The sequence below is a fragment of the Escherichia sp. WS338 genome (assembly GCF_046486405.1).
GTDB lineage: Bacteria > Pseudomonadota > Gammaproteobacteria > Enterobacterales > Enterobacteriaceae > Escherichia > Escherichia coli.
In genome coordinates this window covers 202690-226371 of record NZ_JBJQLL010000004.1, presented here as the reverse complement: position 1 = coordinate 226371, position 23682 = coordinate 202690, and the positions used below count along the sequence as shown (strand labels likewise).

General features: G+C 52.8%; 20 protein-coding genes. 15 read left to right on the top strand and 5 right to left on the bottom strand.

Annotated elements, in window-relative coordinates; translation table 11 throughout:
• Positions 1-95 precede the first annotated feature (95 nt).
• Together hcaR and ACJHWT_RS05195 are read left to right on the top strand one after the other, a co-directional pair.
• Complete coding sequence (hcaR, locus tag ACJHWT_RS05200; RefSeq protein ID WP_000423251.1) at positions 96-986, top strand: DNA-binding transcriptional regulator HcaR; 891 nt, start codon at positions 96-98, stop codon at positions 984-986.
• 159 nt (positions 987-1145) lie between these two features.
• Positions 1146-2285, top strand: coding sequence for a 3-phenylpropionate MFS transporter (locus ACJHWT_RS05195; RefSeq protein ID WP_000244196.1), 1140 nt, complete (start codon positions 1146-1148; stop codon positions 2283-2285).
• Here ACJHWT_RS05195 and csiE read toward each other — a convergent pair.
• The 3 genes from csiE to suhB form a co-directional block, all read right to left on the bottom strand.
• Positions 2277-3557: a stationary phase inducible protein CsiE gene (gene csiE, locus ACJHWT_RS05190; RefSeq protein WP_000983018.1), complete on the bottom strand. Its 1281-nt coding sequence runs from the start codon at positions 3555-3557 to the stop codon at positions 2277-2279. The two genes, ACJHWT_RS05195 and csiE, sit on opposite strands and share 9 nt — an antisense overlap.
• 190 nt (positions 3558-3747) lie before the next feature.
• On the bottom strand, positions 3748-4602 hold the full coding sequence (locus ACJHWT_RS05185; protein WP_001308852.1) for an alpha/beta hydrolase: 855 nt from the start codon (positions 4600-4602) through the stop codon (positions 3748-3750).
• 144 nt (positions 4603-4746) lie between these two features.
• Positions 4747-5550: an inositol-1-monophosphatase gene (suhB, locus tag ACJHWT_RS05180; protein ID WP_000553451.1), complete on the bottom strand. Its 804-nt coding sequence runs from the start codon at positions 5548-5550 to the stop codon at positions 4747-4749.
• Between the two features lie 118 nt (positions 5551-5668).
• Between suhB and trmJ the strand changes: the two genes are divergently transcribed.
• From trmJ to sseB, 11 genes are all read left to right on the top strand, one after another.
• Positions 5669-6409: a tRNA (cytosine(32)/uridine(32)-2'-O)-methyltransferase TrmJ gene (gene trmJ / locus ACJHWT_RS05175; protein WP_000940011.1), complete on the top strand. Its 741-nt coding sequence runs from the start codon at positions 5669-5671 to the stop codon at positions 6407-6409.
• Positions 6410-6678: 269 nt separating this feature from the next.
• Positions 6679-7167, top strand: coding sequence for a Fe-S cluster assembly transcriptional regulator IscR (gene iscR, locus ACJHWT_RS05170; RefSeq protein WP_001241357.1), 489 nt, complete (start codon positions 6679-6681; stop codon positions 7165-7167).
• A 111-nt stretch (positions 7168-7278) separates the two neighbouring features.
• A complete protein-coding gene (iscS, locus tag ACJHWT_RS05165) occupies positions 7279-8493 on the top strand; it encodes a cysteine desulfurase (RefSeq protein WP_001295373.1) in 1215 nt (404 codons plus the stop codon).
• A 27-nt stretch (positions 8494-8520) separates the two neighbouring features.
• Entirely contained in the window at positions 8521-8907 is a 387-nt protein-coding gene (gene iscU / locus ACJHWT_RS05160) for a Fe-S cluster assembly scaffold IscU (protein ID WP_000331707.1), read from the top strand.
• Positions 8908-8923: 16 nt separating this feature from the next.
• Positions 8924-9247: an iron-sulfur cluster assembly protein IscA gene (iscA, locus tag ACJHWT_RS05155; protein WP_000028953.1), complete on the top strand. Its 324-nt coding sequence runs from the start codon at positions 8924-8926 to the stop codon at positions 9245-9247.
• Between the two features lie 95 nt (positions 9248-9342).
• Positions 9343-9858: a co-chaperone HscB gene (hscB, locus tag ACJHWT_RS05150; RefSeq protein WP_000384413.1), complete on the top strand. Its 516-nt coding sequence runs from the start codon at positions 9343-9345 to the stop codon at positions 9856-9858.
• Between the two features lie 16 nt (positions 9859-9874).
• Positions 9875-11725, top strand: a complete 1851-nt coding sequence (gene hscA / locus ACJHWT_RS05145) for a Fe-S protein assembly chaperone HscA (protein ID WP_001196594.1) — start codon at positions 9875-9877, stop codon at positions 11723-11725.
• 1 nt (position 11726) lies between these two features.
• Positions 11727-12062, top strand: a complete 336-nt coding sequence (gene fdx, locus ACJHWT_RS05140; RefSeq protein ID WP_001124471.1) for an ISC system 2Fe-2S type ferredoxin — start codon at positions 11727-11729, stop codon at positions 12060-12062.
• A gap of 11 nt (positions 12063-12073) precedes the next feature.
• Positions 12074-12274 (top strand): Fe-S cluster assembly protein IscX, encoded by a 201-nt coding sequence (iscX, locus tag ACJHWT_RS05135; RefSeq protein ID WP_000523616.1) that lies wholly within the window; start codon positions 12074-12076, stop codon positions 12272-12274.
• 58 nt (positions 12275-12332) lie between these two features.
• Positions 12333-13616 (top strand): aminopeptidase PepB, encoded by a 1284-nt coding sequence (pepB, locus tag ACJHWT_RS05130; protein ID WP_000133604.1) that lies wholly within the window; start codon positions 12333-12335, stop codon positions 13614-13616.
• A gap of 118 nt (positions 13617-13734) precedes the next feature.
• Entirely contained in the window at positions 13735-14511 is a 777-nt protein-coding gene (gene sseB / locus ACJHWT_RS05125; protein ID WP_001317984.1) for an enhanced serine sensitivity protein SseB, read from the top strand.
• A 31-nt stretch (positions 14512-14542) separates the two neighbouring features.
• Here the strand turns inward: sseB and timP are convergent, their stop codons facing one another.
• Complete coding sequence (timP, locus tag ACJHWT_RS05120; RefSeq protein ID WP_242815226.1) at positions 14543-14668, bottom strand: small toxic inner membrane protein TimP; 126 nt, start codon at positions 14666-14668, stop codon at positions 14543-14545.
• A gap of 661 nt (positions 14669-15329) precedes the next feature.
• On the bottom strand, positions 15330-16175 hold the full coding sequence (gene sseA / locus ACJHWT_RS05115; RefSeq protein ID WP_000108624.1) for a 3-mercaptopyruvate sulfurtransferase: 846 nt from the start codon (positions 16173-16175) through the stop codon (positions 15330-15332).
• A gap of 206 nt (positions 16176-16381) precedes the next feature.
• Between sseA and yfhM the strand changes: the two genes are divergently transcribed.
• Both yfhM and pbpC read left to right on the top strand, forming a co-directional pair.
• Positions 16382-21343, top strand: coding sequence for an alpha2-macroglobulin (gene yfhM / locus ACJHWT_RS05110; protein WP_000736364.1), 4962 nt, complete (start codon positions 16382-16384; stop codon positions 21341-21343).
• On the top strand, positions 21344-23656 hold the full coding sequence (pbpC, locus tag ACJHWT_RS05105; RefSeq protein ID WP_001137634.1) for a peptidoglycan glycosyltransferase PbpC: 2313 nt from the start codon (positions 21344-21346) through the stop codon (positions 23654-23656).
• The last annotated feature ends 26 nt before the right edge of the window (positions 23657-23682 follow it).

The following is a 23682-nucleotide window of genomic DNA, read 5'->3' as shown; positions in this document are numbered from 1 at the left end:
TTTTGTGTCATAAGGATGTTGCTGGTTGGTTGCTGATATGTGAAATAGTTAATTTCTACCAGCTGAGACGTTTTTTCGATAACAAGGGGAAGGTGATGGAACTACGGCATTTACGCTATTTCGTCGCAGTGGCGCAGGCACTGAACTTTACCCGTGCGGCGGAAAAACTGCATACCTCACAGCCTTCGTTAAGCAGCCAGATCCGCGATCTTGAAAACTGTGTCGGTGTTCCGTTGCTGGTGAGGGATAAGCGCAAAGTCGCGTTGACGGCGGCGGGAGAATGTTTTCTCCAGGACGCGCTGGCAATCCTCGAACAAGCGGAAAATGCCAAATTACGGGCGCGGAAAATTGTTCAGGAAGACAGACAATTAACCATTGGCTTTGTGCCATCGGCGGAAGTGAATTTACTGCCAAAAGTATTACCGATGTTTCGTCTCAGACAGCCAGACACCTTAATTGAGCTGGTGAGTTTAATCACCACGGAACAGGAAGAAAAAATTCGCCGTGGTGAACTCGACGTCGGCTTAATGCGCCATCCTGTTTATAGCCCGGAGATTGATTATCTGGAGCTTTTTGACGAACCATTAGTGGTGGTGTTACCGGTTGATCACCCTTTAGCACATGAAAAAGAGATCACTGCCGCGCAACTGGATGGTGTGAATTTCGTCAGTACTGATCCGGCGTATTCCGGTTCGCTTGCGCCGATCGTTAAAGCGTGGTTTGCGCAAGAAAACAGCCAGCCAAATATCGTCCAGGTGGCAACGAATATTCTGGTGACCATGAATCTGGTGGGGATGGGGCTGGGCGTCACTTTGATACCCGGTTATATGAATAATTTTAATACCGGCCAGGTGGTATTTCGACCCATTGCCGGAAATGTGCCTTCCATTGCTTTACTGATGGCGTGGAAGAAAGGGGAGATGAAGCCGGCATTACGCGATTTCATCGCCATTGTGCAGGAACGTTTGGCAAGCGTAACGGCATAATTACGCATTATTTTTGCAACATGCGTCGCGGATCGCAGTTTTTTAGTGCTTGTGAACTGGTGTTACAGACATCGGGAAGCAGGCTCGAATATTCTTATTTTTCAACTTGCACCAACATTCGATTAACCCCAGACTAACGCCTCCTGACGGGAGGGACTCATGGTTTTGCAATCCACGCGCTGGTTGGCGCTCGGCTATTTCACATACTTTTTTAGTTACGGCATTTTTCTACCTTTCTGGAGCGTCTGGCTTAAGGGGATTGGTTTAACGCCAGAAACCATCGGCCTGTTATTGGGGGCAGGTCTGGTTGCCCGTTTTCTCGGGAGTTTGCTCATCGCGCCCCGCGTCAGCGATCCTTCCCGCCTGATTTCCGCCTTGCGCGTGCTGGCACTGCTGACACTTCTCTTTGCTGTCGCCTTCTGGGCGGGGGCGCACGTAGCGTGGCTGATGCTGGTGATGATTGGCTTTAACCTCTTTTTCTCACCGCTGGTACCGTTGACCGATGCACTGGCGAATACGTGGCAAAAGCAGTTCCCGCTTGATTACGGCAAAGTACGATTGTGGGGCTCGGTGGCGTTTGTCATTGGCTCGGCGTTGACGGGTAAACTGGTCACTATGTTTGATTATCGGGTGATCCTCGCGCTGTTAACGTTGGGCGTGGCATCCATGCTGCTCGGCTTTCTCATCCGTCCGACGATTCAGCCACAAGGGGCAAGCCGCCAGCAGGAGAGCACCGGTTGGTCTGCGTGGTTGGCGCTGGTTCGCCAGAACTGGCGCTTTCTGGCCTGCGTTTGTTTATTGCAGGGGGCGCATGCGGCCTATTACGGTTTTAGCGCCATTTACTGGCAGGCCGCTGGCTACTCGGCCTCGGCGGTGGGCTATTTGTGGTCGCTGGGCGTGGTGGCGGAAGTCATTATCTTTGCGCTGAGTAATAAACTTTTCCGCCGTTGTAGTGCACGCGATATGCTGTTGATCTCGGCGATTTGCGGCGTAGTGCGCTGGGGCATTATGGGAGCAACGACGGCGATGCCGTGGTTGATAGTGGTGCAAATTCTGCATTGCGGCACCTTCACGGTCTGCCACCTGGCCGCCATGCGCTATATTGCCGCTCGCCAGGGTAGCGAAGTCATCCGTTTACAGGCGGTTTACTCTGCCGTCGCGATGGGCGGCAGTATTGCGATCATGACCGTTTTCGCCGGTTTCCTGTATCAATATCTGGGCCACGGCGTGTTCTGGGTGATGGCGCTGGTGGCGCTTCCGGCAATGTTTTTGCGCCCGAAAGTTGTTCCCTCATGCTGATTCGAGCATTTTGCGGATCTGCTCCTGTTGATGTGTTGTCAACGTCAGGTCCGTATAGATCAGCGGTGGTGAAAAGAGCGGTAACGGCATGGTATAAGGAGCAATAATCAGTGCCGCGCTGCGCGGAGCGCCTGTCTGCAAAAATGCCTTTACCGACATATGTTTAATATTGAGCGGCAGTAACGTTAGTTCGCGTAGCTGCTGCTCAATCTGCGCTTCTCGCTCGCTATCATTCCCGGTCAGTAGAATAATCTGTTTCTCATGCAGGTCGTTTTCCTGCATTAGCCAGGCACCGAAAATCACCGCGACCAGACCGCTTTCCTCATCAGAAAGATGGACGCCGTATTCACTTTCAAATCCGGCCAGCGCCGCGCGGGTGGTGCGCACCAGGCGTGGATACAGGCGGGCGAACTCTTCCGGCAGGGTGTTATCAATACCGATGGCAAACAAACTGCGATTTAACGCCTGGGCGAGGTGGGTATAAAGCTGATCGCATAACCCCTGTTCATCATAAAAACGAACATTTCCCAGCTCACGAAAATGGTTTACCAGACGTTTGATAGACTTACGCAGTTGTCTGTCCCGCTGATGCGCATCCCGCAGTGGATCGGGAACCCGCAACATGGAAAAAAGTAATGCCATAAACAGTGGCTCATCAGGCGGTACAGGCTGGAGCGCCCGACGCTGCCAGTGGCGTCCAATTTCCTGCGCTACCTGAAATTCAAGGCAGGATTCCGCCCAGCGACGTTGGAGCGGATTAAACTGAGGCGTAATTCCAGCGTGGTGTTGCAGCAAACAATATTGCAGATACAGACACAGGAAATGAATATCGCGCGTTTCAAAGCGTTTTTGCAGCCGTCGGGAGCAGAGATTCACTAACGCTTGTAGATTGGTATCGTCGTAAAAGTTACGCGCAATTCCGCGCCGCTTCAGTTCACTCTTCAGGGCGGGGGTGAAATGGCTGGTAATAAATGACGGACACAGACGGAAACCACGTCGTAGCCAGTGAAATAAACACAAACGTTGGTTAAGCACTGTACCTTCAACCCGGTAGCTACCGTCATAACCAGTAGTCAGTGTGAGTTGATGATAGCGCAGGATCTCCCGTCCTGTTTCGCTGATATCAAGACTGGCAATATCATCATCCACACCATTAAGCTCGCTGAAAGTTGCCGTGGTGGCGGTCAACCCCGGCTGAAAGAGCGTCAGCAAGATCTGGCAGCGGCGCTGGGGAGCCGAAAGGACAGATGGTGGAGCAAGCGTAGGCATCATCTGTAGATCTCCCATAAGCATAATTGATAAGAATAGCTAAAGTTTGCTCAGGGAAATGGCGAAGGGAATGCTAATCATCAGAAATGTTGGCAAGCGTCACAGAATTTTTCTCATCTTAAACTGTTCTGACCAGTGGATTAGCATGTCTTAAGGTGGTTTTGTGAATGATTATCGTGCTAGCGATCATGGGTTAGTTCTGCGGATTCAACGCGCTAAGGATAAAATCCACCATCTGTTCGCGATAAACATCGCCGTGACGATCGGAAAAAGCATCAATGTGTTCGCCATCCGGGATTAGGATCAACCGTTTTGGCTCTTTTGCCAGGCTATACAACTTTTCGCTGTGCTGCCATGGGATAACGTGATCAGCTTTACCGTGAATCAGTAAAAGCGGGATCGGGCTGACGCTGGCGATGTAATTTTCGCCGCTGTAACTCTCATCAAGTAAGTAGCCACTGCCGGGGATCATCTGGTTGGCGATGGTCGCATAAGAGGCAAATGTGGAGTCGAGGATCACCGCACGTATGCCTTCACGATCACCCTGACCAATAACATCCAAAATATTCGCCCCGCCAATACTCTGCCCGAACAGCACCAGCCGTTGTGGGTTTACATCACTGCGATGGCGCACCACATTGATGGCACTTTGCGTATCGTCCAGCAATCCGGCCTGGGACGGCGTGCCTTTTGATTTACCAAACCCGCGATAATCAAACATAAAAACGTTGAAATTACGCTCGGGTAACCAACTGACCAGCGGCCAGTGGGCGGACATATTTCCGGCATTGCCGTGAGCATGAATAATGGTGGCAATGGCCTTTTCAGCGGGGCCAGTTGCAGAAGGGATAAACCAACCATGTAGGCGAGTGCCATCTTTAGCGGTGAATTCTACTGATTCGGCTGACCAGGGATCGGGGCCGTAGATTTTGTCGTCAGGGTAATAGAAAAAATTGATGGCGATGCGCGGTATTAAATAAATGCAGAAGGCAACAACAAAGAGAATAAACAGAATTTTGAGAACGCGTTTGTTCACTGGCAGCGCCATAACCTTTCCTTGCGACTTCTTTATCATCCATTAATCGGGGAAAGATGGTGGGAGAGTGGCGAAAGAAAGTAAAGCGGTGAGGAAGTATTTCGGAATAGCGCCTGAAAGACGAGGGCGGGTGAGTGACATCACCCGCCAGAGTCATTAACGCTTCAGGGCGTCGCTTAACTCGTCACGCATGTTCGCCAGCATGGCTTTAACAACGCGTGGGTTACCAGCAACGATGTTACCGGTCAGCATGTAGTTATGACCACCGGTGAAGTCGCTGACGATGCCGCCCGCTTCACGAACCAGCAGCTCGCCTGCCGCGAAATCCCACGGACGCAGACCGATTTCAAAGAAACCGTCAACGCGACCCGCAGCAACGTAAGCCAGATCCAGCGCCGCAGAACCGGTACGACGGAAGTCTGCACATTCGTTGAACAGTTTGCCGACGATGTTGATGTAGGTGGTGGCGTACTGTTTTGCTTTGAACGGGAAGCCGGTCGCCAGAATAGTACCGTCGAGATCGCGAGCGGTGCTGCCGCGCAGACGGTAGCCGTTCAGCTGTGCGCCCTGACCGCGAGTGGCGGTGAACAGTTCGTTACGCATAGGATCGTAAACCACAGCAACTTCAGTGCGGCCTTTGATACGAACGGCGATAGATACCGCGAAGTGCGGCAGACGTTTGATAAAGTTGGTAGTGCCATCCAGTGGATCGATAACCCATTGAACATCCTGATCAGTACCTTCAAGTTCACCGCTTTCTTCGGTGATGATGGTGTGCTGTGGGTAAGATTTACGAATCGTGTCGATAATCACCGCTTCGGCAGCTTTATCTACGTTGGTCACGAAGTCGTTACTGCCTTTCTGGCTCGCTTCTACAGCGTCCGGGGTTTCATAGTTTTTGGCAATTAAATTACCCGCCTTGCGCGCTGCGCGCACGGCGATGTTCAGCATCGGATGCATCGGTCTCTCTCACTGGATGTTAAAGAACGGGAAAACGGCGCAGAGTATAGCAGCGAGATCGGCATCTGTCTTCGTTTTATGATAAGATGCGTGAATAATCTTTAGATGAAGAAAGACAATGCTGCAAAATATTCGAATTGTGCTGGTGGAGACGTCACACACCGGCAATATGGGGTCTGTTGCCCGTGCCATGAAAACAATGGGATTAACCAATCTGTGGCTGGTTAATCCACTGGTGAAACCTGACTCCCAGGCGATTGCCCTGGCAGCAGGGGCCAGCGATGTGATTGGTAATGCTCACATCGTCGATACGCTCGACGAAGCGTTAGCCGGTTGTAGCCTGGTGGTGGGCACCAGCGCACGCTCCCGCACGCTGCCGTGGCCGATGCTCGACCCGCGCGAATGCGGTCTGAAAAGCGTCGCTGAAGCGGCAAATACCCCGGTGGCGCTGGTTTTTGGTCGCGAGCGCGTCGGCTTGACCAATGAAGAGTTGCAGAAATGCCATTATCATGTCGCGATTGCCGCTAACCCGGAATACAGTTCGCTGAATCTGGCGATGGCGGTTCAGGTTATTGCCTATGAAGTGCGCATGGCCTGGCTGGCAACTCAGGAAAATGGTGAGCAGGCCGAGCATGAAGAGACGCCGTATCCGCTGGTCGATGATCTGGAGCGTTTTTATGGTCATCTGGAACAAACGCTGCTGGCAACCGGTTTTATTCGTGAAAACCATCCGGGGCAGGTGATGAATAAATTGCGTCGTCTGTTTACCCGTGCACGCCCGGAAAGCCAGGAATTGAATATCCTGCGCGGGATTCTGGCTTCTATTGAGCAGCAGAATAAAGGTAACAAGGCCGAATAACAGTGGTTGCCTGATGCGATGCTTAACGCGTCTTATCAGGCCTGTAAGTGCACGGAATCCCAGGTCGGATAAGGTGTTCACACCGCATCCGACAACAGGTACAAACGCCACGATAAAAAATGGCACTGAAGGTTAAATACCCGACTAAATCAGTCAAGTAAATAGTTGACCAATTTACTCGGGAATGTCAGACTTGACCCTGCTATGCAATACCCCCACTTTTACAATAAAAAACCCCGGGCAGGGGCGAGTTTGAGGTGAAGTAAGACATGAGACTGACATCTAAAGGGCGCTATGCCGTGACCGCAATGCTTGACGTTGCGCTCAACTCTGAAGCGGGCCCGGTACCGTTGGCTGATATTTCCGAACGTCAGGGAATTTCCCTTTCTTATCTGGAACAACTGTTTTCCCGTCTGCGTAAAAATGGTCTGGTTTCCAGCGTACGTGGACCAGGCGGTGGTTATCTGTTAGGCAAAGATGCCAGCAGCATCGCCGTTGGCGAAGTGATTAGCGCCGTTGACGAATCTGTAGATGCCACCCGTTGTCAGGGTAAAGGCGGCTGCCAGGGCGGCGATAAATGCCTGACCCACGCGCTGTGGCGTGATTTGAGCGACCGTCTCACTGGTTTTCTCAACAACATTACTTTAGGCGAACTGGTTAATAACCAGGAAGTGCTGGATGTGTCTGGTCGTCAGCATACTCACGACGCGCCACGCACCCGCACACAAGACGCGATCGACGTTAAGTTACGCGCTTAATAAAAAGAATTCAGAATCAGGCCGGGGCGTATCGCGCTCCGTAAACACGGTCGTACATCCAGCCGGTAGCCTGGTTCCTTGCATTGAGTGATGTACGGAGTTTATAGAGCAATGAAATTACCGATTTATCTCGACTACTCCGCAACCACGCCGGTGGACCCGCGTGTTGCCGAGAAAATGATGCAGTTTATGACGATGGACGGAACCTTTGGTAACCCGGCCTCCCGTTCTCACCGTTTCGGCTGGCAGGCTGAAGAAGCGGTAGATATCGCCCGTAATCAGATTGCCGATCTGGTCGGCGCTGACCCGCGTGAAATCGTCTTTACCTCTGGTGCAACCGAATCTGACAACCTGGCGATCAAAGGTGCAGCCAACTTTTATCAGAAAAAAGGCAAGCACATCATCACCAGTAAAACCGAACACAAAGCGGTACTGGATACCTGCCGTCAACTGGAGCGCGAAGGTTTCGAAGTCACCTACCTGGCACCGCAGCGTAATGGCATTATCGACCTGAAAGAACTGGAAGCAGCGATGCGTGACGACACCATCCTCGTTTCCATCATGCACGTAAATAACGAAATCGGCGTGGTGCAGGATATCGCGGCTATCGGCGAAATGTGCCGTGCTCGCGGCATTATCTATCACGTTGATGCAACCCAGAGCGTGGGCAAACTGCCTATCGACCTGAGCCAGTTGAAAGTTGACCTGATGTCATTCTCCGGTCACAAAATCTATGGCCCGAAAGGTATCGGTGCGCTGTATGTGCGTCGTAAACCGCGCGTACGCATCGAAGCGCAAATGCACGGCGGCGGTCACGAGCGCGGTATGCGTTCCGGCACTCTGCCTGTTCACCAGATCGTTGGTATGGGCGAAGCCTATCGCATCGCAAAAGAAGAGATGGCGACCGAGATGGAACGTCTGCGCGGCCTGCGTAACCGTCTGTGGAACGGCATCAAAGATATCGAAGAAGTTTACCTGAACGGTGACCTGGAACACGGTGCGCCGAACATTCTCAACGTCAGCTTCAACTACGTTGAAGGTGAGTCGCTGATTATGGCGCTGAAAGACCTCGCGGTTTCTTCAGGTTCCGCCTGTACGTCAGCAAGCCTCGAACCGTCCTACGTGCTGCGCGCGCTGGGGCTGAACGACGAGCTGGCACATAGCTCTATCCGTTTCTCTTTAGGTCGTTTTACTACTGAAGAAGAGATCGACTACACCATCGAGTTAGTTCGTAAATCCATCGGTCGTCTGCGTGACCTTTCTCCGCTGTGGGAAATGTACAAGCAGGGCGTGGATCTGAACAGCATCGAATGGGCACATCATTAATCGGTATCGGAATCAGGAGAATTTATAATGGCTTACAGCGAAAAAGTTATCGACCATTACGAGAATCCACGTAACGTGGGTTCCTTTGACAACAACGACGAGAACGTCGGCAGCGGCATGGTGGGTGCACCGGCCTGTGGCGACGTGATGAAGTTGCAGATTAAAGTCAACGATGAAGGTATCATTGAAGACGCGCGTTTTAAAACTTACGGCTGCGGTTCTGCTATCGCTTCCAGCTCCCTGGTCACCGAATGGGTGAAAGGGAAGTCTCTCGACGAAGCGCAGGCGATCAAAAACACCGATATTGCTGAAGAACTTGAACTGCCGCCGGTGAAAATTCACTGTTCTATTCTGGCAGAAGACGCGATCAAAGCCGCCATTGCGGACTATAAAAGCAAACGTGAAGCAAAATAAGAGTTGAGGTTTGGTTATGTCGATTACACTGAGCGACAGTGCAGCAGCGCGAGTAAATACCTTTCTGGCTAACCGCGGCAAAGGGTTTGGCCTGCGTCTGGGCGTGAGAACCTCCGGATGTTCAGGTATGGCTTATGTACTGGAATTTGTTGACGAACCGACGCCGGAAGACATCGTGTTTGAAGACAAAGGCGTGAAAGTCGTGGTCGATGGCAAAAGCCTGCAATTTCTGGACGGTACGCAGCTGGACTTCGTAAAAGAAGGCCTGAACGAAGGGTTTAAATTCACCAACCCGAACGTTAAAGATGAGTGTGGTTGCGGCGAAAGCTTCCACGTTTGATGCGCATACCGATAACCCCACCGTGGTCGCCTGCGCGTGGGGTTTGTTTTACCTGATTCGCCGTTATCGCGGCGGATCGCAGCCCTGAGAATGTTATGGATTACTTCACCCTCTTTGGCTTGCCTGCCCGTTATCAACTCGATACCCAGGCGCTGAGCCTGCGTTTTCAGGATCTACAACGTCAGTATCATCCTGATAAATTCGCCAGCGGAAGCCAGGCGGAACAACTCGCCGCCGTACAGCAATCTGCAACCATTAACCAGGCCTGGCAAACGCTGCGTCATCCGTTAATGCGCGCGGAATATTTGCTTTCTTTGCACGGTTTTGATCTCGCCAGCGAGCAGCATACTGTGCGCGACACCGCGTTCCTGATGGAACAGCTGGAACTGCGCGAAGAACTGGACGAGATCGAACAGGCGAAAGATGAAGCGCGGCTGGAAAGCTTTATCAAACGTGTGAAAAAGATGTTTGATACCCGCCATCAGTTGATGGTTGAACAGTTAGACAACGAGACGTGGGACGCGGCGGCGGATACCGTGCGTAAGCTGCGTTTTCTCGATAAACTGCGAAGCAGTGCCGAACAACTCGAAGAAAAACTGCTCGATTTTTAATTTCTGGAAGCTAAACATGGCCTTATTACAAATTAGTGAACCTGGTTTGAGTGCTGCGCCGCATCAGCGTCGTCTGGCGGCCGGTATTGACCTGGGCACAACCAACTCGCTGGTGGCGACAGTGCGCAGCGGTCAGGCCGAAACGTTAGCCGACCATGAAGGCCGTCACCTGCTGCCGTCTGTTGTTCACTATCAACAGCAAGGGCATTCGGTGGGTTATGACGCGCGTACTAACGCAGCGCTTGACACCGCCAACACCATTAGTTCTGTTAAACGCCTGATGGGGCGCTCGCTGGCTGATATCCAGCAACGCTATCCGCATCTGCCTTATCAATTCCAGGCTAGCGAAAACGGCCTGCCGATGATTGAAACGGCGGCGGGGCTGCTGAACCCGGTGCGCGTTTCTGCGGACATCCTCAAAGCACTGGCGGCGCGGGCAACTGAAGCCCTGGCAGGCGAGCTGGATGGTGTAGTTATCACCGTTCCGGCGTACTTTGACGATGCCCAACGTCAGGGCACCAAAGACGCGGCGCGTCTGGCGGGGTTACATGTTCTGCGCTTACTTAACGAACCGACCGCTGCGGCTATCGCCTACGGGCTGGATTCCGGTCAGGAAGGCGTGATCGCCGTTTATGACCTCGGTGGCGGGACGTTTGATATTTCCATTCTGCGCTTAAGTCGCGGCGTGTTTGAAGTGCTGGCAACCGGCGGTGATTCCGCGCTCGGCGGCGATGATTTCGACCATCTGCTGGCGGATTACATTCGCGAGAAGGCGGGCATTCCTGATCGTAGCGATAACCGCGTTCAGCGTGAACTGCTGGATACCGCCATTGCAGCCAAAATCGCGCTGAGCGATGCGGACTCCGTGACCGTTAACGTTGCGGGCTGGCAGGGCGAAATCAGCCGTGAACAATTCAATGAACTGATCGCGCCACTGGTAAAACGAACCTTACTGGCTTGTCGTCGCGCGCTGAAAGACGCTGGCGTAGAAGCTGATGAAGTGCTGGAAGTGGTGATGGTTGGCGGTTCTACTCGCGTGCCGCTGGTGCGTGAACGAGTAGGCGAATTTTTCGGTCGTCCACCGCTGACTTCTATCGACCCGGATAAAGTCGTCGCTATTGGCGCGGCGATTCAGGCGGATATTCTGGTGGGTAACAAGCCGGACAGCGAAATGCTGTTGCTGGATGTGATCCCGCTGTCGCTGGGCCTCGAAACGATGGGCGGCCTGGTGGAGAAAGTGATTCCGCGTAATACCACTATTCCGGTGGCGCGCGCTCAGGATTTCACCACCTTTAAAGATGGTCAGACGGCGATGTCTATCCATGTAATGCAGGGTGAGCGCGAACTGGTGCAGGACTGCCGCTCGCTGGCGCGTTTTGCGCTGCGTGGTATTCCGGCGCTACCGGCTGGCGGCGCGCATATTCGCGTGACGTTCCAGGTCGATGCCGACGGTCTTTTGAGCGTGACGGCGATGGAGAAATCCACCGGCGTTGAGGCGTCTATTCAGGTCAAACCGTCTTACGGTCTGACCGATAGCGAAATCGCTTCGATGATCAAAGACTCAATGAGCTATGCCGAGCAGGACGTAAAAGCCCGAATGCTGGCAGAACAAAAAGTAGAAGCGGCGCGTGTGCTGGAAAGCCTGCACGGCGCGCTGGCTGCTGATGCCGCGCTGTTAAGCACCGCAGAGCGTCAGGTCATTGACGATGCTGCCGCTCACCTGAGTGAAGTGGCGCAGGGCGATGATGTTGACGCCATCGAACAAGCGATTAAAAACGTAGACAAACAAACCCAGGATTTCGCCGCTCGCCGCATGGACCAGTCGGTTCGTCGTGCGCTGAAAGGCCATTCCGTGGACGAGGTTTAATATGCCAAAGATTGTTATTTTGCCTCATCAGGATCTCTGCCCTGATGGCGCTGTTCTGGAAGCGAATAGTGGTGAAACCATTCTCGACGTTGCGCTGCGTAACGGTATCGAGATTGAACACGCCTGTGAAAAATCCTGTGCTTGCACCACCTGCCACTGCATCGTTCGCGAAGGTTTTGACTCGCTGCCGGAAAGCTCAGAGCAGGAAGACGACATGCTGGACAAAGCCTGGGGACTGGAGCCGGAAAGCCGTTTAAGCTGCCAGGCGCGCGTTACCGACGAAGATTTAGTGGTCGAAATCCCGCGTTACACTATCAACCATGCGCGTGAGCATTAACAGAGGTTAGTATGGGACTTAAGTGGACCGATAGCCGCGAAATTGGCGAAGCACTGTACGATGCGTATCCCGATCTTGATCCGAAAACGGTTCGATTCACCGATATGCATCAGTGGATTTGCGATCTGGAAGATTTCGACGACGACCCGCAGGCATCCAACGAGAAAATCCTCGAAGCGATTTTGTTAGTCTGGCTGGACGAAGCCGAGTGAATGAACGGGCTGCCTGGGGGTAGCCCGTTTTGCTGTTAAACGAATAAGGATAACTAAAATGACAGAAGCGATGAAAATTACCCTTTCTACCCAACCTGCCGACGCGCGCTGGGGAGAAAAAGCGACTTACAGCATTAATAATGATGGCATTACCCTGCATTTGAACGGGACAGACGATCTGGGGCTGATCCAGCGTGCGGCGCGCAAGATTGACGGTCTGGGCATCAAGCATGTTCAGTTAAGCGGTGAAGACTGGGATGCGGATCGCTGCTGGGCATTCTGGCAAGGTTACAAAGCCCCGAAAGGCACACGTAAAGTGGAGTGGCCGGATCTGGACGATGCCCAACGGCAGGAACTGGATAACCGCCTGATGATCATCGACTGGGTGCGTGACACCATCAACGCACCGGCGGAAGAACTGGGGCCATCGCAACTGGCACAGCGTGCTGTTGATCTGATCAGCAATGTCGCGGGCGATCGTGTGACTTACCGGATCACCAAAGGCGAAGATCTGCGTGATCAAGGTTATATGGGGCTGCACACGGTCGGGCGCGGTTCAGAACGTTCCCCGGTATTGCTGGCGCTGGATTACAACCCAACAGGCGATAAAGAAGCGCCAGTGTACGCGTGCCTGGTTGGTAAAGGCATCACCTTTGATTCCGGCGGCTACAGTATCAAACAGACCGCATTTATGGACTCGATGAAGTCGGACATGGGCGGCGCGGCAACGGTTACCGGAGCGCTGGCGTTTGCCATTACGCGCGGACTGAACAAGCGCGTGAAGCTGTTCCTCTGCTGTGCGGATAACCTGATCAGCGGCAATGCGTTCAAGCTGGGCGATATCATTACCTATCGCAACGGTAAAAAAGTTGAAGTGATGAACACCGATGCGGAAGGGCGTCTGGTGCTGGCCGATGGCCTGATTGATGCCAGTGCGCAGAAACCGGAACTGATCATTGATGCGGCGACCCTCACCGGGGCGGCGAAAACCGCGCTGGGTAATGATTATCACGCGCTGTTCAGTTTTGACGATGCGCTTGCCGCTCGCTTGCTGGCGAGTGCCGCGCAGGAGAATGAACCATTCTGGCGTCTGCCGCTGGCGGAGTTCCACCGCAGCCAGCTGCCGTCTAACTTTGCCGAACTGAACAATACCGGAAGCGCGGCGTATCCGGCAGGTGCAAGCACGGCGGCGGGCTTCCTGTCGCACTTTGTTGAGAACTATCAGCAAGGCTGGCTGCATATCGACTGCTCGGCGACTTACCGTAAAGCGCCGGTTGAACAGTGGTCTGCGGGCGCGACCGGGCTAGGTGTGCGCACGATTGCTAATCTGTTAACGGCGTAAACGTCTTATTTGGCCTACAAAATTGCGAAAATCCAATAGATTGAGATTCCCTTGTAGGCCTGATAAGCGTAGCGCATCAGGCACTTGTGCCCCGAACGTTGAATGAATTGTGGTTCTTATGTCCGAAACAAAAAACGAACTTGAAGACCTGCTGGAAAAAGCAGCAACCGAACCGGCGCACCGCCCGGCCTTTTTCCGTACTCTACTGGAATCCACCGTCTGGGTGCCGGGTACGGCGGCGCAGGGCGAGGCTGTGGTTGAAGATAGCGCGCTTGATTTACAGCACTGGGAAAAAGAAGACTGCACCAGCGTCATTCCTTTTTTTACCTCGTTAGAAGCACTTCAACAGGCGGTTGAAGACGAACAGGCATTTGTCGTAATGCCCGTTCGCACATTGTTTGAGATGACCCTTGGCGAAACGCTCTTCCTTAATGCCAAACTGCCAACCGGTAAAGAATTTATGCCGCGTGAAATCAGTTTGCTGATTGGTGAAGAAGGAAATCCGCTGAGCAGCCAGGAAGTACTGGAAGGCGGTGAATCGCTGATATTATCGGAAGTCGCAGAGCCACCAGCACAAATGATTGATTCACTCACCACCTTATTTAAAACCATTAAGCCGGTGAAGCGTGCTTTTATTTGTTCAATTAAAGAGAACGAAGAGGCACAGCCTAATTTACTTATTGGCATTGAAGCCGATGGTGATATCGAAGAAATTATTCAGGCGGCGGGAAGTGTAGCGACCGATACATTACCTGGCGATGAACCCATCGATATTTGTCAGGTGAAAAAAGGGGAAAAAGGAATTAGCCACTTTATTACCGAACATATTGCGCCATTCTATGAACGTCGCTGGGGTGGTTTTTTGCGTGACTTTAAACAGAACCGGATAATCTAAAATATGCCGCCCCAAAGGGCGGCATTCGGGCTTACTTGCTGCTCTGAAGGTTGTTAACCGCCAGTAAATTGTTGCCGGAGAGACTCCGGTTATTATTTACCTCGCTTAACAGCGCACCAGAAACAATAAGTACGATACAAAAGCACCGTATCTTCATTGTGCGGTCCATGCGAAGACCGCATCACGACAGCACCACTGGCGATATTGCCGCGATAGCAAGCGCTGAGACGCGCTTGCTCTAACGGTCGCGGAACATCCTTTCCTTAAGCCAGCGCCCGCTTGCGAGACGGCGGAAAGGTCCGCAGTGGATAATACACTAACAGAACAATAATAACTCTCTTTTACTTGACAAAAAGAGAGTTACTGGCGAGTATTGTGTCCGCTGAGACGCGCTTGCATTACTACGGTAATACAATCTGCTGGAAAGGCCGCGAACCAAACCAGCAACAAATAACCGCCTGATTTTGGCGGTTTTTTGTTTTTTAAAGGAAAGTGAATTTACATGTTTAAGTAATATCTTTTACCGGTTAGTATTTTTAATTTTGAGCAGGATTTGTTTATATTTTTCTGAATTCGGACTAATAAGCCAGGTTATTTTATTACCGAACACGGCGGAAAGGGCCGGTGTCGATAATACGCTAAATAAACAATGATTACTCTCTTTCGCTTGACAAAAAGAGAGTTACTGGCGAGTATTGCTTTGCTGTGAAGCACCTGCGTTGCTCATGCAACACAAGCCAATCTGCTGGAAAGGCCGCGAACCAGACCAGCAATAAAAAACCGCCAGATTCGGCGGTTTTTTATTGCCTGTTAAAAGCTTATTTCTCTGGCTCAACTGGTAAATCTGCTCGTGCGCCCCATTCACTCCATGCGCCGTCGTACAGTTTCACGTTTGGCACATCAAGTGTCGCGAGTGCCAACAAAACCACGGCTGCCGTTACACCAGAGCCGCAGCTGACGATAATAGGTTTGTCATAACTTACGCCGCGACCAAAAAATATCGCATCCAGTTCATCGGTCGTTTTTAGTTCACCTTCGCGCACCAGTTCCGTCCACGGAACATTTAGTGCACCGGGAATATGTCCGCGACGTAAACCTGGGCGAGGTTCATCAACTTCTGCGTTAAAACGTGCAGCCGGGCGGGCATCGATAATTTGCGCCGTATTTTCATGGCTTGCCAATAACACATCGGTTACTTTCACCACGGCTTCAGGATTAAACGCGGCGTTAAACTCTCCTTCCGGCAGCTCTACTGCGCCTTCTTCTAATAGCAGATCATCACGCTGCCAGCCTGCAAGTCCACCACCCAGAATCGACACTTTCTCTACACCAAAGGTGCGCAGCATCCACCATGCTCGTGGGGCTGAGAAAAGATTACCTTCGTCATAGACAATCAGGTGCTTATCCTGGTTAACGCCTAATTCACGCATCGCCACGGCGAACGTTTCCGGGCGCGGCAGCATGTGCGGAAGCGGGGAAGTGTGATCAGAAAGCGCTTCTATATCAAAAAACACTGCGCCGGGAATATGTCCATTCAGATACTCCTGAGCAACGTTACGATCTTCCTGTCCAGGCGACGCCATGCGGGCATCGATAATCTGAATTTCCGGGTCATCAATATGTTCGGCGAGCCAGTCGGCTCCTACAAACCATGTCGTGGACATAGGCATCTCCATTTTTGCCGGGGTTAGGCTAAATTGTCGGATGTTTAGTGAAAGGCGACAAGCAAAAGAGGCTGATTTGGCTGTCTGAGCCACAATTCTCACTAAAATTCGGATTGTATGGGCGTGATACTGAATTACATAACGTAAATTCTCACGCATAATAATTATTCGACGTTGCTAACGGGCCATTGTGGCAGGGATGAAAAATGAAAAAGTTACGCGTAGCCGCCTGCATGCTAATGCTGGCGCTGGCAGGGTGCGACAACAACGATAACGCGCCAACAGCGGTGAAAAAAGATGCGCCTTCTGAAGTTACTAAAGCGGCCTCTTCAGAAAACGTGAGTTCAGCAAAACTTTCCGCGCCAGAGCGACAAAAACTGGCCCAACAGAGTGCCGGTAAGGCGCTGACATTGCTGGATCTCTCTGAAGTTCAACTTGATGGCGCAGCCACGCTGGTGCTGACATTCTCCATCCCTCTCGACCCGGATCAGGAATTCTCACGCGTTATCCATGTCGTCGATAAGAAAAGCGGCAAAGTGGATGGTGCCTGGGAGCTGTCAGATAATCTTAAAGAGTTGCGTTTACGCCACCTCGAACCGAAACGTGATTTGATCGTCACTATTGGCAAGGAGGTCAAAGCGCTCAATAACGCAACCTTTAGTAAAGATGACGAAAAAACTATAACTACCCGCGATATCCAACCCAGCGTCGGTTTTGCCAGTCGTGGTTCGTTGCTTCCTGGTAAGGTCGTTGAAGGGCTGCCGGTAATGGCGCTTAACGTTAACAATGTCGATGTTAACTTCTTCCGTGTGAAACCAGAATCACTGCCCGCTTTCATTAGCCAGTGGGAATACCGCAATTCGCTGGCGAACTGGCAGTCAGATAAACTGCTGCAGATGGCGGATCTGGTCTACACCGGACGGTTTGATCTCAATCCTGCGCGTAACACCCGTGAAAAATTATTGCTGCCGCTGGGCGATATCAAACCGCTTCAGCAGGCGGGCGTGTATCTGGCTGTGATGAATCAGGCTGGACGTTACGATTACAGTAATCCCGCGACGCTGTTTACGTTAAGTGATATTGGCGTTTCAGCTCACCGTTATCACAATCGTCTGGATATCTTTACCCAAAGTCTGGAAAACGGCGCAGCCCAGCAAGGAATTGAAGTCTCTTTATTAAATGAGAAAGGGCAGACTCTGACTCAGGCAACCAGTGATGCCCAGGGGCATGTGCAGCTGGAAAATGATAAAAACGCGGCATTACTGTTGGCGCGTAAAGACGGTCAGACAACGCTACTCGATTTAAAACTTCCGGCGCTGGACTTAGCAGAATTTAACATTGCTGGCGCGCCAGGCTATAGCAAACAGTTTTTCATGTTTGGCCCGCGCGATCTTTATCGCCCTGGTGAAACAGTCATCCTCAATGGTTTATTGCGTGATGCAGATGGTAAAGCATTGCCCGATCAACCCATCAAGTTAGACGTGATTAAACCCGACGGGCAGGTACTCAGGAGCGTCGTTAGTCAGCCGGAGAATGGCCTCTACCACTTTACCTGGCCACTCGATAGCAATGCGGCAACCGGTATGTGGCATATTCGCGCTAACACGGGCGATAACCAGTATCGGATGTGGGATTTCCACGTCGAAGATTTTATGCCAGAGCGCATGGCGCTGAATCTGACCGGTGAGAAAACCCCGCTAACGCCGAAAGATGAAGTGAGATTCTCCGTGGTGGGGTACTACCTGTATGGTGCGCCTGCTAATGGTAATACTTTGCAAGGGCAACTTTTCCTGCGCCCACTGCGTGAAGCTGTGTCAGCCTTACCTGGTTTCGAATTCGGCGATATAGCTGCCGAAAATCTTTCCCGCACGCTGGATGAAGTTCAGTTGACGCTGGATGATAAAGGGCGTGGCGAAGTTTCTACAGAAAGCCAGTGGAAGGAAACGCATTCCCCATTACAGGTTATTTTCCAGGGTAGTTTGTTGGAATCGGGCGGTCGCCCGGTGACGCGCCGCGCTGAGCAGGCTATCTGGCCTGCTGATGCATTGCCGGGGATCCGTCCGCAGTTCGCCTCGAAATCGGTTTACGATTATCGCACCGACAGCACGGTGAAACAGCCCATTGTTGATGAAGGCAGTAACGCCGCTTTTGACATCGTTTATAGCGATGCGCAAGGCGTGAAAAAAGCCGTATCGGGCTTGCAGGTGCGCCTGATTCGCGAACGCCGCGATTACTACTGGAACTGGTCGGAATATGAAGGCTGGCAGTCACAGTTTGAGCAAAAAGATCTGATCGAAAATGAACAAACTCTGGATCTGAAAGCGGACGAAACCGGTAAGGTCAGTTTCCCGGTAGAGTGGGGCGCTTATCGTCTGGAAGTTAAAGCGCCGAATGAAGCGGTCAGTAGTGTGCGTTTCTGGGCTGGCTATAGCTGGCAGGACAACAGCGACGGGAGCGGTGCCGTGCGACCCGACCGTGTCACGCTGAAACTGGATAAAGCCAGTTATCGCCCTGGCGATACCATTAAGTTGCATATTGCCGCGCCAACGGCGGGTAAAGGTTATGCGATGGTCGAGTCCAGTGAAGGGCCGCTGTGGTGGCAAGAGATTGATGTTCCGGCTCAAGGGCTGGATCTGACGATTCCGGTCGATAAAACCTGGAATCGTCATGATTTGTATTTAAGTACGCTGGTGGTACGTCCTGGCGATAAATCTCGCTCCGCGACGCCAAAACGCGCAGTTGGGGTGTTGCATCTGCCGCTTGGCGATGAAAACCGTCGTCTCGATCTGGCGCTGGAAACCCCCACCAAAATGCGCCCCAATCAGCCATTAACCGTGAAAATTAAAGCCAGCAATAAAAATGGTGAGATGCCAAAACAGGTGAATGTGCTGGTGTCTGCCGTTGATAGCGGTGTGCTGAATATTACTGATTACGTTACCCCCGATCCGTGGCAGGCGTTCTTTGGTCAGAAACGCTATGGTGCAGACATTTACGATATTTACGGTCAGGTCATTGAAGGTCAGGGGCGTCTGGCAGCTCTGCGTTTTGGTGGCGATGGTGATGAGCTGAAACGTGGTGGTAAACCGCCGGTCAATCACGTCAATATTGTCGCGCAGCAGGCGCTGCCGGTAACGCTCAACGAACAGGGTGAAGGCTCGGTTACACTGCCGATTGGTGATTTTAACGGTGAATTGCGCGTCATGGCGCAAGCCTGGACGGCAGATGACTTCGGTAGCAACGAAAGCAAAGTGATAGTTGCCGCACCGGTGATTGCTGAACTGAACATGCCACGCTTTATGGCGAGTGGCGATACCTCGCGTCTGACGCTGGATATCACTAATCTTACCGATAAACCGCAAAAACTGAACGTTGCCCTGACCGCCAGTGGTTTGCTTGAACTGGTCAGCGATTCACCCGCAGCCGTTGAATTAGCGCCAGGTGTGCGTACTACGCTGTTTATACCAGTGCGAGCATTGCCGGGTTATGGCGATGGAGACATTCAGGCCACCATTAGCGGGTTAGCGTTACCGGGGGAAACCGTTGCCGATCAGCATAAGCAGTGGACAATCGGCGTCCGTCCGGCATTCCCGGCACAAACGGTCAATTACGGTACGGCGTTACAGCCTGGTGAAACCTGGGCGCTCCCGGCTGATGGATTGCAAAACTTCTCGCCTGTTACGCTGGAAGGGCAATTGTTGTTGAGCGGCAAACCACCGCTGAACATCGCACGTTATATCAAAGAGTTAAAAGCGTATCCGTACGGCTGTCTCGAGCAAACCGCCAGCGGCCTGTTCCCGTCACTTTATACCAATGCAGCCCAACTGCAGGCGTTGGGCATCAAAGGCGACAGTGATGAGAAACGCCGTGCATCGGTCGATATCGGCATTTCCCGTTTGCTGCAAATGCAACGTGATAACGGCGGCTTTGCGCTGTGGGATAAAAACGGTGACGAAGAGTACTGGCTGACGGCTTACGTGATGGATTTCCTGGTCCGCGCAGGCGAACAGGGTTACAGCGTGCCGACAGACGCCATTAACCGGGGTAATGAGCGTCTGCTGCGCTATTTACAAGATCCGGGCATGATATCGATCCCGTACGCTGATAATCTCAAAGCCAGTAAATTCGCCGTACAGTCTTACGCTGCGCTGGTGTTGGCCCGTCAGCAAAAAGCACCACTGGGTGCGCTGCGTGAAATCTGGGAGCATCGTGCAGATGCCGCTTCTGGTTTACCGCTGCTGCAACTTGGCGTTGCGCTGAAAACCATGGGTGATGCAATGCGTGGTGAAGAAGCGATTGTGCTGGCGCTGAAAACGCCGCGTAATAGTGATGAGCGGATATGGCTGGGTGATTACGGTAGTCCACTGCGCGACAGCGCGTTGATGCTCTCATTGCTGGAAGAGAACAAACTGCTACCCGATGAGCAGTACTCCCTGTTGAACACACTTTCGCAGCAGGCGTTCGGTGAACGCTGGCTATCGACGCAGGAAAGTAACGCGTTGTTCCTGGCTGCCCGTACTCTTCAGGATTTACCGGGCAAATGGCAGGCGCAAACCACTTTCTCTGCTGAGCCGCTGACAGGCGAGAAAGCGCAAACCAGCAATCTGAATAGCGATCAACTTGCCACCTTGCAGGTGACCAACAGTGGCGATCAGCCGTTATGGCTGCGTGTGGATGCCAGCGGTTATCCGCAATCCGCACCTTTACCGGCGAGCAATGTGCTGCAAATTGAGCGTCATATTCTGGGTACTGACGGTAAGAGCAAATCGCTGGACTCGTTACGTAGCGGCGATCTGGTGCTGGTGTGGTTGCAGGTTAAAGCCAGTAACAGTGTACCGGATGCGTTAGTCGTGGATCTGTTGTCTGCGGGGCTGGAACTGGAAAACCAGAATCTGGCGAACGGCAGCGCCAGCCTGGAGCAAAGTGGTGGTGAAGTGCAGAACTTGCTGAACCAGATGCAGCAGGCGAGCATTAAGCACATAGAGTTCCGTGACGATCGCTTTGTGGCGGCGGTTGCCGTTGATGAATATCAACCGGTAACGCTGGTGTATCTGGCGCGGGCGGTGACGCCGGGAACGTATCAGGTGCCGCAGCCTATGGTGGAATCAATGTATGTTCCTCAATGGCGGGCGACTGGTGCGGCTGACGATCTGTTGATAGTCAGACCGTAAATGCCTCGCCTGTTAACCAAACGCGGCTGCTGGATAATGCTGGCAGCCGCGCCTTTTATCATCATTCTGGCAGCATGGGCAGCAGATAAACTCTGGCCTCTGCCATTGCAAGAAGTGAATCCTGCACGCGTGGTGGTGGCGCAGGATGGTACGCCACTCTGGCGTTTCGCCGATGCTGACGGCATCTGGCGTTATCCGGTAACAATCGAAGATGTTTCTCCACGTTACCTTGAAGCGCTGATCAATTATGAAGATCGCTGGTTCTGGAAGCATCCGGGGGTGAATCCGTTCTCGGTGGCGCGTGCAGCCTGGCAAGATCTCACGTCGGGTCGGGTCATTTCCGGCGGCAGCACGCTCACCATGCAGGTGGCGCGCCTGCTTGATCCTCATCCCAAAACGTTTGGCGGCAAAATTCGCCAGCTCTGGCGCGCGTTGCAACTGGAATGGCATCTGTCTAAGCGTGAAATTCTGACCTTGTATCTTAACCGTGCCCCGTTTGGCGGTACGTTGCAGGGGATTGGTGCGGCAAGTTGGGCTTACCTCGGGAAATCGCCTGCGAATTTAAGCTATTCCGAGGCGGCAATGCTGGCGGTTTTGCCGCAAGCGCCCAGCCGTCTTCGCCCGGATCGTTGGCCGGAGCGTGCCGAAGCCGCGCGTAATAAAGTGCTCGAACGGATGGCCGTGCAAGGTGTGTGGTCCCGTGAGCGGGTAAAAGAGTCAAGGGAAGAACCCATCTGGCTGGCACCCCGACAAATGCCGCAACTGGCACCGCTGTTTTCGCGCATGATGCTCGGTAAAAGCAAAAGCGACAAAATCGTTACTACGCTGGATGCCGGTCTTCAACGACGTCTGGAAGAACTGGCGCAAAACTGGAAAGGACGATTACCACCGCGCAGCTCACTGGCGATGATCGTGGTTGATCATACCGATATGCGTGTTCGCGGCTGGGTGGGTTCGGTTGATCTCAACGATGATTCACGCTTTGGTCATGTTGATATGGTCAATGCGATCCGATCGCCAGGATCGGTGCTCAAACCGTTTGTTTACGGTCTGGCGCTGGATGAAGGCTTGATCCACCCGGCATCGCTGTTGCAAGACGTCCCCCGACGCACCGGTGATTACCGACCTGGCAACTTTGACAGCGGTTTTCATGGCCCGATCAGCATGAGTGAGGCGCTGGTGCGATCGCTGAACTTACCTGCTGTGCAGGTGCTGGAAGCCTATGGACCGAAACGGTTTGCGGCAAAGTTACGCAATGTTGGATTGCCGTTGTATCTGCCCAACGGTGCTGCGCCGAATCTTTCGCTCATTCTCGGCGGCGCTGGCGCAAAACTGGAAGATATGGCGGCAGCGTATACCGCGTTTGCTCGCCACGGCAAGGCAGGCAAATTGCGCTTACAGCCTGACGATCCGCTGTTTGAACGGCCTTTAATGTCGTCGGGGGCTGCGTGGATCATTCGCCGGATTATGGCTGATGAAGCGCAACCCTTGCCGGATGGTGACTTGCCGCGCGTCGCCCCACTGGCATGGAAAACGGGCACCAGCTATGGCTATCGTGATGCCTGGGCGATTGGGGTTAACGCTCGCTATGTCATTGGGATCTGGACTGGCAGACCGGACGGCACGCCCGTTGTTGGTCAGTTTGGCTTTGCCAGTGCCGTACCGCTGTTGAATCAGGTTAATAATATCTTACTGTCGCGCAGTGTGAATTTGCCGGAAGACCCACGTCCTTACTCTGTAAGTCGTGGCGTTATCTGCTGGCCGGGCGGACAGTCTTTGCCGGAAGGTGACGGTAACTGTCGCCGCCGCCTGGCAACCTGGCTGCTGGACGGGAGCCAGCCGCCAACTCTATTACTGCCGGAGCAGGAAGGCATTAATGGCATTCGTTTCCCCATCTGGCTGGATGAAAACGGCAAACGTGTTGCCGCTGATTGCCCTCAGGCGCGACAAGAAATGATAAATGTCTGGCCGCTACCGCTGGAACCCTGGCTGCCCGCATCAGAACGTCGCGCTGTGCGCTTGCCACCGGCCTCGACAATTTGCCCGCCATACGGTCACGATGCACAACTCCCGCTGCAGCTAACAGGTGTGCGCGATGGCGCGATTATTAAACGTTTACCGGGCGCAGCGGAAGCGACTTTGCCGTTGCAATCAAGTGGAGGGGCAGGTGAACGCTGGTGGTTTCTGAACGGCGAACCGTTAACTGAACGTGGGCGCAACGTGACCCTGCATTTGACGGATAAAGGCGATTATCAATTGCTGGTGATGGATGACGTGGGGCAAATAGCGACAGTGAAATTTGTCATGCAATAGTCTGTTTTGTCCCTGATTGTTGCTTA